This window comes from Acinetobacter sp. YH16038 (assembly GCF_013417275.1).
In the GTDB taxonomy this organism is placed as follows: Bacteria; Pseudomonadota; Gammaproteobacteria; order Pseudomonadales; family Moraxellaceae; genus Acinetobacter.
Genome location: NZ_VPEG01000054.1, coordinates 1 through 10,758, shown reverse-complemented (window position 1 = coordinate 10,758; position 10,758 = coordinate 1). Strand labels below are relative to the sequence as shown.

General features: G+C 43.5%; 8 protein-coding genes. 4 read left to right on the top strand and 4 right to left on the bottom strand.

Translation table 11 applies throughout. The features are described 5' to 3' along the window. The 4 genes from FTV34_RS15555 to FTV34_RS15540 form a co-directional block, all read right to left on the bottom strand. The coding region (locus FTV34_RS15555) for a transposase (protein ID WP_145755836.1) at positions 1–139 on the bottom strand (139 nt) is incomplete at its 3' end. A 335-nt stretch (positions 140–474) separates the two neighbouring features. Further along, the gene (ruvB, locus tag FTV34_RS15550; RefSeq protein ID WP_166138764.1) at positions 475–1,476 is read right to left on the bottom strand and encodes a Holliday junction branch migration DNA helicase RuvB; all 1,002 of its coding nucleotides are present in this window, start codon (positions 1,474–1,476) and stop codon (positions 475–477) included. Between the two features lie 235 nt (positions 1,477–1,711). Further along, positions 1,712–2,314, bottom strand: coding sequence for a Holliday junction branch migration protein RuvA (gene ruvA, locus FTV34_RS15545; RefSeq protein ID WP_180070763.1), 603 nt, complete (start codon positions 2,312–2,314; stop codon positions 1,712–1,714). A gap of 120 nt (positions 2,315–2,434) precedes the next feature. Then, positions 2,435–3,775 (bottom strand): deoxyguanosinetriphosphate triphosphohydrolase, encoded by a 1,341-nt coding sequence (locus FTV34_RS15540; protein WP_166138742.1) that lies wholly within the window; start codon positions 3,773–3,775, stop codon positions 2,435–2,437. A gap of 193 nt (positions 3,776–3,968) precedes the next feature. On the opposite strand from FTV34_RS15540, the gene FTV34_RS15535 reads away from it, so the two are divergent. From FTV34_RS15535 to FTV34_RS15525, 4 genes are all read left to right on the top strand, one after another. Then, positions 3,969–5,612, top strand: coding sequence for an arylsulfatase (locus FTV34_RS15535; RefSeq protein WP_180070761.1), 1,644 nt, complete (start codon positions 3,969–3,971; stop codon positions 5,610–5,612). A gap of 550 nt (positions 5,613–6,162) precedes the next feature. Beyond that, positions 6,163–9,996 (top strand): phosphoribosylformylglycinamidine synthase, encoded by a 3,834-nt coding sequence (purL, locus tag FTV34_RS15530; protein WP_180070765.1) that lies wholly within the window; start codon positions 6,163–6,165, stop codon positions 9,994–9,996. Between the two features lie 314 nt (positions 9,997–10,310). Next, on the top strand, positions 10,311–10,436 hold the full coding sequence (locus FTV34_RS17990; protein ID WP_257226172.1) for a KGW motif small protein: 126 nt from the start codon (positions 10,311–10,313) through the stop codon (positions 10,434–10,436). A 183-nt stretch (positions 10,437–10,619) separates the two neighbouring features. Then, the coding region (locus tag FTV34_RS15525) for a transposase (protein WP_145755836.1) at positions 10,620–10,758 on the top strand (139 nt) is incomplete at its 3' end.

Genomic DNA, 10,758 nt, shown 5'->3' with positions numbered 1-10,758 from the left:
GCCACGGACAGCCTGTTCTAATTCTATAGAGAATAGCTTCAATAAAATTGCGTAAATTTGAGTTGTGGTGAATGGATAAATTACGCAGAATAACTTTCAACTTTTGCCAGTGTTGATCTGTCAGCATGGTACGAGGCATAGCGAATAGTAAAATTGGGTTTGGCGATTTGATTTTACTACTTCGCTATTTTTTTAAGCTAAAAGTGTCAACACACCCTATCTAAGTTTCAACTATTTCTCTAAGTTAAATACTATTTTGGCATTAAAGTTGCTTTGATTATTTCATAATTATTATTGATAAAATTTAAAAGAAATAGCCTAAGTATTTGCTTAAAGAGCAATAACTATAATAGCTAAATAAACTACTTAATAATAAAGATTCGAGTTTGTGCTTTTGGAGCTAATTGATTGCAGTAGTCAATTAGCTCTTTTTCTTTATGATAAAAAATGGCTAAGCCAAAAGAATTTTAACCCTTACTTCGGCTCAGGCGGCGTTATGCCAAACTGTAAATAAGCCATATTGGTCGCAATACGACCGCGCGCAGTACGCATCACATAACCTTGCTGAATCAGATAAGGCTCAATCACATCTTCCAGCGTACCTGAATCTTCTGCCATTGCTGCTGCCAAAGCTTCTACACCCGCCGGGCCACCATCAAAGCGTTCTAGCAACATCGACAGGTAACGACGGTCGAGAGTATCCAAGCCATCTTTATCCACGTTCAACATATCTAATGCACGTTGAGCCATTTCCTGAGTGACTTCACCTGTGCCTTTGACTTGAGCATAGTCACGTACACGACGCAATAAACGGTTGGCAATACGCGGTGTACCACGTGAACGACGTGCAATTTCTTTTGCGCCATCTTCGGTCATTGGAACATCCAAGAGGCTTGCAGAGCGTTTCACAATATGAGTGAGGTCATCGACTGAATAGAATTCCAGACGCTGCACAATCCCGAAACGGTCACGAAGTGGAGAAGTGAGTAGACCAGCACGTGTGGTTGCAGCGACCAAAGTAAATGGTGGTAAGTCCAATTTAATCGAACGGGCAGCAGGGCCTTCACCAATCATGATATCCAGCTGGTAGTCTTCCATGGCTGGATAAAGGATTTCTTCAATCACAGGTGACAAGCGGTGAATCTCGTCAATAAACAGAACATCACCTTCCTCAAGATTGGTCAGCATTGCTGCCAGATCGCCCGCACGTTCTAGTACTGGGCCAGAAGTCGATTTGAGATTACCACCCATTTCACGAGCAATAATATTCGCTAACGTCGTTTTACCCAGACCTGGAGGCCCAAAAATCAAAGTATGATCGAGAGCTTCAGCACGGCCACGAGCAGCGCCAATAAAGATTTCCATTTGCTCACGCACCACGGGCTGACCGATATAGTCGTCAAGGGAAGTCGGGCGGATAGCACGATCAAAATGATCTTCGGGTTTTTCAGAACCACTGATGAGACGGTCTTGCATATCTATTAACTTAATCTCTTTATCGAAGCTGTTTGATGCTGCAGAAACAGCCTCAAATAATGATTTGTGTTTAACTGCCATTGTGTAGGCGTTGTCTTACTTTTGAAAGATCAAAAGTAACAAAAATCTTTTGTTGAGTTGAAGGTACTTCCTGTACCTCAACTCAACCGGCGACATCCATGTCGCCAAAGCTCGAGCAAATTTTGGATTGAAAATTTGCTCATAGGTAAATTGCTTATTTATTCATCGACTTTAATGCAGCACGGATGATGTCACTGGCTTCGGTAAACTCACCTTTGGCTGCACTCACCAGTTTTTGCGCTTCAGCCGGTTTATAACCGAGAGATTGTAATGCTGCTTCAGCTTCAGCTACGGCTGAATTGCCCATAAACTGAATTTGTGGTGCAGTTGAATTACTTGGGGCAGCACCTGAAGCCATGGCTTTAAAGCGGTCACGCAATTCAATCATCAGGCGTTCTGCAGTCTTTTTACCCACTCCCGGAACTTTAACCAGAGTGTTGATATCTTCATGTTCAACGGTATGGATCAGCATTTCCACACTTAAAGTTGAAAGAATACCAAGCGCCATTTTCGGACCTACGCCGTTCACCTTTAATAAGGTACGGAAAATGGTTTTTTCCTGAGTATTTAAAAAACCATACAGTAATTGTGCATCTTCACGCACAGCCAGATGCGTCCACAGGGTAATTTTCTGGCCTTTTTGCAACTGGCAAAAAGTAGTGAGCGGCGTATCGATTTCATAACCCACACCATTCACATTTAATAATACAGTCGGTGCTTCCAGCGCCAGCACTTCACCAATCAGGCATCCAATCATCTTTTATCATTACTCAATTCAGTTTTGTAGCATAGTAGTCAGCATTTTCAGGAAAGGCAAAATCTCCTTCTGCAAAACAGGTGATTTTGCTGCAATAATCATCTAATCCAGCCAGATGTTTTATAACAATCCGGCTTTATTACCCTGCAATTCCTGTGACAGGTTATAAGCCTGATGATCCGAAAATTTCGAGATAATATCTAATACCTGCATAATATTGTCATAATGGCTGTCTTTAAAATTCGCCCCTGAACGTTGCAGGATCGACATTAACCGCTGTTCCTTAAAGCTCAGGTTTTTATGTGGTGTGGTCAGCGGAATAAAGGCATCCAGAATATTTTGCAGACTTTGATGGGCAATGATCTCTAGGCCCGCTTTCTGTGGATGTTCAAAAATCTTGTCACGTGCCAGTTCTTTGGCGCGGTTAATACCACTTTCAATATCTGACGAACAATATTGCAATAAAGTGCCTTGTAACTGACCAGATAGAATCTGGTCATGGTGGCGTGCAAAAGCAGTCGTCACTTCATTCACCAGACGTTTCATCACACGGCCACGCAGTGCAGCAATTTTCTGTTGCCAGGTCGTATCAGGCATGCCGATTTCAGAAGGCGTTCCATAATCTCCGAGCAGATTTAAAAATACCGGTTCCACTTCAGCATAGCTGAGCATGTTCAAGCTGATGCCATCTTCTAGGTCAATCAGGGCATAACAAATATCATCGGCTGCTTCGAGTAGATAGGTCAGTGGATGACGACAATATCGATACTCGCCGAGCTGGATTAGTCCAAGCTCTTCCGCAATTTGCTTTAAAATCTCTTTTTCTGCCTGATAGCAGCCAAACTTGGCACGGCTACTGGCAGGTAAATCTACCTGCGATGCCATGGTTTTTGACAGCCACGGATATTTTAAATAAGCACCCAAAGTGGCATAGGTCAGGCGCATGCCGCCATCATTTGGATGATAGTCAATCTTGGTTAGAAGCCGCAGGCCTTGGGCATTGCCTTCAAACTGACGTACATCTGCTTCCTGTTCAGGACTTAAATCTTTTAAGAAGTCAGTATGTGATACATCATCAAACCATTCGCGGATCGCATATTCACCGGCATGGCCAAAAGGCGGGTTGCCAATATCATGGGCCAGACAAGCGGCTTGAATGATGGCGCCCACATCCGCTGGAGACACCCAGGGTGGAAGCTGGTCTTTAATTTTCTCTGCGGCCAACATCCCTAGCGAGCGGCCAATACAGGAGACTTCCAGTGAATGCGTCAGGCGCGTATGAATACCATCGTGCTGGGTTAAAGGATGCACCTGGGTTTTACGGTTGAGCTGCCGGAAGCTCTGGGAAAAAATAATACGGTCATAATCTTTGTGGAACGGGCTACGGGCCAGTTCTGTACTCTGCTTTTTACTACCAATCCGAACTGTCGAAAGCAGTTCCAACCAACGCATTTGAGTCATTTATCGTTATTCAGTTCTCTACTTTCTGCATCATGCCAAAAAAGAGCGTAAAGCACTAGGGCAGTGCGACATGAAATGTCATTTTGAATTAGCTTAGCTGAAATACAGCGAAAGATTGTCAATTTGGTGACAGGGCTGAGCCAGCAATTTCAGGCAAATTATGACCATAATAAAATCAATTTGCAGACCAAATATGACGACAGCACACGCTACACCACCTAATATTTTACTCATCGTCGCTGATGATCTGGGCTTTTCTGATCTGGGTGCATTTGGCGGAGAGATCCAAACACCACATTTAGATGCGATTGCCCTGGAAGGATTACGTTTAACTAATTTCCATACCGCTTCGACCTGTTCACCAACCCGTTCCATGCTGCTTTCCGGTACAGATCATCATCTGGCAGGATTGGGTTCCATGGCCGAAGCCATACGACCTGAACAGAAAGGCCAACTGGGTTATGAGGGGTATTTAAATGATCAGGTTGCGGCTCTACCGGAACTGTTACATGATGCAGGCTATTACACCATCATGTCTGGAAAATGGCATCTGGGCTTAACTCCAGACCGTTTTCCGGCACGCCGTGGTTTTGAAAAGTCATTTACCTTGCTCCCGGGTGCAGCCAATCACTATGCTTTTGAACCCGATATTCCAGAAGAAGAAATTCCGGGCCTGTTGAAAGTAACTCGGGGGCTCTATGCAGAAAATGATGAATACATTACTGCATTGCCGGAAGACTTCTATAGTTCAGACTATTTTACAGATCGCTTGCTGGATTATCTGCAAGATGATGAGAGTCGTGCAGAACGCCCATTCTTTGCCTATTTGCCATTTTCAGCACCACACTGGCCTTTGCAAGCCCATCCGGAAGATATTGCCAAATACAAAGGCGTATATGATGAAGGTCCTGAAGTATTACGTCAGAAGCGTTTAGCCAAAATCAAAGAGCTCGGTTTAGTAGGTGAAGATGCTACGATTCATCCAGTGTTGGCGAAAATTAAATTCTGGAACAGCCTAACGGATGAAGAAAAGCAGTTCTCGGCGCGAACCATGGAAGTCTATGCAGCAATGGTCGATCGTATGGACCAGAATCTTGGTCGCGTGATTGAATACCTGAAACAGACTGATCAATACGACAATACCATTATTATTTTTCTTTCGGATAATGGGGCAGAAGGCGCGCAGCTGGAAGCATTACCAGTCTTTGGTCCTGATATTGAGACCGTAATTGCCAAATATTATGACAATGCTCTGGAAAATATTGGCAAGGGTAATTCCTATGTCTGGTACGGTGAGCATTGGGCACAGGCGGCCACAGCGCCATCTCGACTTTATAAAGCGCATACCAGTGAAGGTGGAATTCGTACACCGGCATTTATCAAGCATCAGGGCTTTGCACGTCAAAATGGCATCAGTCATGAGTTTTTAACGGTGATGGATCTACTGCCTACTTTACTGGAAACATTAAATATTCAGCATCCGGGACAGCAGTATAAAGGCCGGGAACTGGTGCCACTACGTGGTAAAAGCATTCTGCCGTATTTGCAGCAACAGCAGGCCTATATTCATGCTGAAGACCATATCACGGGTTGGGAGCTGTTCGGACAAAAAGCTTTGCGTAAAGGGGATTGGAAAGCCTTGTTTATTCCTGCACCGAATGGCCCAAACAGATGGCAACTTTATAACCTGGCAGAAGATGTGGGTGAAACTGAAGATCTAGCAGAGCGTTATCCAGAAAAATTACAGGAGCTGCTGGCCGACTGGAAAGTCTATGTACGAGAAAATGGTGTGGTAGAAATTGAAGGTGGGGGAATTTTATTAAATAAAACTGCCTAAGCTATTTCTGATGAATTATCGAATTTCATAACTGAGCAGATGCTTACAAGAATGAGCTGAAATAAAAAACAGGTCAAACGGCCTGTTTTTTATAGAACAATAATTTTGATAGAAAGAAAATCTTAATCTGTAAGCTGAATAGTTAATATAGTTGATCATCATTCAGACAGATGGCAAAAAGCAGCGCAGCTACCTATTTTTGATCAAGAAATAATAAAGAAGTCAATCCTTGGCTCATTTTTATTAAAAATAGAGATTAAATTTTAAACCGCTTGATATGATCAATAGTGTTGAAAAATAATACAAAATTTTTAAGTTGAATTATTCTTGACGGGTTTTAATTTTTCTTTAACAAATTGTGTTAAGCTGTGCGACTACATTCAATTTTTTTATCTGAAAATAAAAGCATTATTTATAAAATGCTATAGCTTTTCGCTTGAGTTTTCTCATTTCCTCTCTAGCCGATTTATATATTTCACAGTAGAATATGCGCTCTCTCAAGTCACATTGTGGCATGGTCGCTCGATCATCCCGTGGAGCCAAAATCAGCATGTTTATCGTTGCCGGTGCACCTGCACATTCTTCTTTTAAGAAAGCTCAACTACTCACACGTTTATCGTCAATTAGTTCTGTTCAATCACTAGAAAGTCAATTTGTTTATCTTTTTGACCAAGCGCTCAACGAGCAACAACAGCAATCCGCTTTACAGCTTCTCAACGATGGTCAATCATTTGAACTGCGCCAGGCTGCAAGTGATGAAATCCAGATTCTGGTGACACCGCGTGTCGGCACGATTTCACCGTGGTCATCAAAGGCAACTGATATTTTTGCCAACTGTAATACACCGGTTCATCGTTTAGAACGCGGTGTTTTGTTTACTTTGAAAGGCGAAAAAGAGCTTTCTAAAGAAGCATTACAGATCTTGCATGACCGCATGACTGAAAGCGTTTTCAATGCGATTGAAGATGCTACAGTATTATTTACTGAAACTGCTCCGAAACCTTTGAACTCGATTGATATCTTGGGTCAAGGTAAAGAAGCACTGGTAAAAGCCAACAATGAATTTGGCTTTGCGCTGTCTGAACAGGAAATTGATTACCTGACAGAGGCATTTACTAAACTGGGTCGTAACCCGAACGACATCGAACTGATGATGTTTGCGCAGGCTAACTCAGAGCACTGCCGTCATAAAATCTTCGGTTCTGAATGGACGATTGATGGTGAAGTTCAACCATTGTCATTGTTCCAGATGATCAAAAATACCTATAAAGAATCACCAACAGACGTATTGTCGGCTTATAAAGACAACGCATCGGTGATTGTTGGTTTTGATACGCAACGTTTCTATCCAACTCAAGAAGATAACGGTCAACACGTTTATAAATACAAAAGCCAGGCCGCTCACATCTTGATGAAAGTGGAAACCCATAACCACCCAACCGCAATTGCTCCATTTGCCGGTGCCGCAACAGGTTCAGGCGGTGAGATTCGTGACGAAGGCGCGACTGGTCGTGGTGGTAAACCAAAAGCTGGTTTAACCGGTTTCACGGTATCGAACCTGAACATTCCTGGTTTTGAACAGCCTTGGGAAGAAAATTACGGTAAGCCATCACGTATGGCATCTCCACTTCAAATCATGATTGAAGGGCCATTGGGTGGTGCTGCGTTTAACAACGAATTTGGTCGTCCTGCCTTAAATGGTTACTTCCGTACATTTGAACAAAACGTCAATGGTGACGTGAAAGGTTTCCATAAGCCAATCATGATCGCTGGTGGTTACGGTAACATCCGTCCTGACCATGTTGAAAAAGATGCAATCCAACCGGGCGATCTATTGATCGTACTTGGCGGTCCTGCCATGCTGATCGGCCTAGGGGGTGGTGCAGCATCTTCAGTAGACAGCGGTAAATTGGGTGAAAACCTCGATTTCGCTTCGGTACAACGTGAAAATCCGGAAATGGAACGCCGTTGTCAGGAAGTGATTGATGCCTGCTGGCGCATGGAAGATTTCAACCCGATCGTATCTGTACATGACGTGGGTGCGGGCGGTATCTCCAATGCCATGCCTGAGCTTGTGAATGATCATGAGTTGGGTGCGGTGCTTGACCTGCGTAAGATTCCATCGCTTGAGCCAGGCATGTCTCCAATGGAAATCTGGTCAAACGAAGCGCAAGAGCGTTATGTACTGGCGATCCGTCCAGAATCTCTACCGTTATTCGAATCGATCTGTGCACGTGAACGTTGTCCGTTTGCGGTATTGGGTGAAGCGACTGAAGCACGTCACTTAACAGTTGAAGATCCATTGTTCGGCAACAAGCCAGTGGATATGCCAATGCAAGTGATGCTTGGCGGAACACCACGTATGAGCCGTTCATATGAAACTACTGCACGTAAAGGCGATGACTTTGATGCCTCTAAAGTGACTGATCTGAAAGATGCGATTTATCGCGTGATCAAGAACCCAACAGTCGCTTCTAAATCATTCCTGATCACTATTGGTGACCGCTCGATTACCGGTATGGTGGCACGTGACCAGATGGTTGGTCCATGGCAGGTTCCTGTGGCTGATGCTGCAGTAACAACAACCAGCCTTGTCGGTTACACAGGTGAAGCAATGGCAATGGGTGAACGTCCACCAGTTGCATTGTTAAACCCAGCGGCTTCTGCACGTTTATCAGTTGCTGAATCGATCTCAAATATTATGTCTGCGAAGATTGATCAAATCAGCGACATCAAACTGTCTGCAAACTGGATGGCTGCTGCAGGTCAACCGGGCGAAGACCAAGCATTGTTCGAAGGTGTAAAAGCCATTGGTATGGAAATGTGCCCTGCACTGGGCATCGCAATTCCAGTCGGTAAAGACTCATTGTCAATGCGTACCACCTGGAATGACGAAGGCGAAGACAAATCTGTTACTTCTCCGATGTCAGGCGTGATTACTGCATTTGCACCTGTAACTGATGTTCGTAAGACATTAACCCCTGAGCTGAAAAATATTGAGTCTGTACTGGTTCGTATTGATCTATCTAAAGGTCAGTTCCGTTTAGGCGGTTCGATCTTGGCTCAGGTATACAAAGCCATCGGCTCTGTCACTCCAGATGTCGACAGCTTTGATGACTTCAAAGCATTCTTCGCACTGGTTCAAGACTGGAACAACCGTGGTCTGATCAAGGCTTACCATGACATCGGTGATGGTGGTTTACTGGCAACTGTTGCGGAAATGATGTTTGCTGCACGTCTAGGCGTAGCGCTAGAAGACCAATCAGTTGAAGCATTGTTCGCTGAAGAAATCGGTGCAGTTCTGCAAATAGCGAAAGCAGATTGGGAAGCATTACAAGCAGAAATCGCGACTTCTACTCTGAAAGATGCGATCTCTGTAGTAGGTACAGTGAACAACTCTGACCAGTTATCTGTAAATGGTCTGGTACTGGAACGTGCTGACCTGCAAGTGGCTTGGACTGAAGTTTCTCATCAAATCCAGCGTCTTCGTGACAACGTAGAAACTGCAGATCAAGAATTTGCATTAGTTACTGATAAATCACACAAAGGTTTGATTGCTCAACCGACATTTGATCTGAACGAGCAAATCGAAGCGCCGTACATTAATTCACGTCGTCCAAATATGGCGATTCTGCGTGAGCAGGGTGTAAATGGTCATGTGGAAATGGCAGCAGCATTTGATAAGGTCGGCTTCAATACAGTTGACGTACACATGAGTGACCTGCTTGCTGGTCGTATCAGCCTGGATGACTTCGAAGGTCTGGTCACATGTGGTGGCTTCTCTTACGGTGACGTATTGGGCGCAGGCGGTGGTTGGGCGAAATCAGTATTGTTCAATCAGCAGCTTCGTGACCAGTTTGAGAAATTCTTTAACCGTCAGGAAACCTTCTCTTTAGGGATCTGTAACGGCTGTCAGATGCTGTCACAATTGGCTCCACTGATTCCAGGTGCAGATGCTTGGCCTCGTTTCCATCGCAACAAGTCAGAAGTATTTGAAGCACGTAGCATTAATGTTCGTGTAGAGAAATCTCATTCTGTATTGCTAGAAGGTATGGAAGGTTCAATTCTTCCAATCGCTGTGGCACATGGTGAAGGTCGTGTGGTTGCATCAGCTGAAAGCATTGCTGCATTGAATGCCAATAACCAGGTGATTATGCGTTATGTGGATAGCCAAGGTAATGCAACTGAGCAATACCCACTGAACCCGAATGGTTCGCCTGAAGGGATTTCTGGTGTGACTTCGAAAGATGGTCGTGCGACTATCTTAATGCCACACCCAGAGCGTAACTTCCGTGCGATCCAACACTCTTGGAAACCAGAAGACTGGGATCAGGACGGTGCATGGTTACGCATGTTCCGTAATGCTCGCAAATTTATTGGTTAATCTGATTTAGCTTCAAAAAAAGGGTCGCAGCAGCGGCCCTTTTTTATAATTTGAACTTATGGGAAATTAGTAAAACTAGAAAAATCATTTACTTTTGTTTAGACTAGCTTCATCAATTGCCACCAGTGGGTGGCTTTTTGCTTTTTAAGCAGTTTGAAACATTTATTTAATTTTCTCCCGCTGAACTGGTTTAGATTTTGCTTTTATATCTGCATAGAAGTGATATTGTGTAAATAATGCACAATATTTATGCACTTTAAAGGAAAGATGGTATAGATCAGTTCAGTATCAACACTCAAGAATGAGGTGATGACATGGCTAAGATGCTCAGAATAATGGATAGAACAGAATTACGTCAGAAAGGTTGGTGGTTATTTGGTTTTGTCGTTGGCCTACAGGTGCTGTTCTTGGTAGGTAGTTATTTGCTACAGGGTTCTTGATCAACAGATTTAAAAAAGCCACCGAGAGGTGGCTTTTTCATTTTTAAAATTATATATTTGTTGAAAATGGGTGAAAAATATAAGATGGATAATCAGGAAAAATTAGGGTGTGTTGACACTTTTAGCTTAAAAAAATAGCGAAGTAGTAAAATCAAATCGCCAAACCCAATTTTACTATTCGCTATGCCTCGTACCATGCTGACAGATCAACACTGGCAAAAGTTGAAAGTTATTCTGCGTAATTTATCCATTCACCACAACTCAAATTTACGCAATTTTATTGAAGCTATTCTCTATAGAATTAGAACAGGCTGTCCGTGGC

What these genes read in the sequence shown, in the direction of transcription:
- ruvB (WP_166138764.1), bottom strand. Translation starts at nt 1,476, where the DNA reads ATGCAAGACCGTCTCATCAGTGGTTCTGAAAAACCCGAAGATCATTTT.
- ruvA (WP_180070763.1), bottom strand. Translation starts at nt 2,314, where the DNA reads ATGATTGGATGCCTGATTGGTGAAGTGCTGGCGCTGGAAGCACCGACT.
- FTV34_RS15540 (WP_166138742.1), bottom strand. Translation starts at nt 3,775, where the DNA reads ATGACTCAAATGCGTTGGTTGGAACTGCTTTCGACAGTTCGGATTGGT.
- FTV34_RS15535 (WP_180070761.1), top strand. Translation starts at nt 3,969, where the DNA reads ATGACGACAGCACACGCTACACCACCTAATATTTTACTCATCGTCGCT.
- purL (WP_180070765.1), top strand. Translation starts at nt 6,163, where the DNA reads ATGTTTATCGTTGCCGGTGCACCTGCACATTCTTCTTTTAAGAAAGCT.
- FTV34_RS17990 (WP_257226172.1), top strand. Translation starts at nt 10,311, where the DNA reads ATGGCTAAGATGCTCAGAATAATGGATAGAACAGAATTACGTCAGAAA.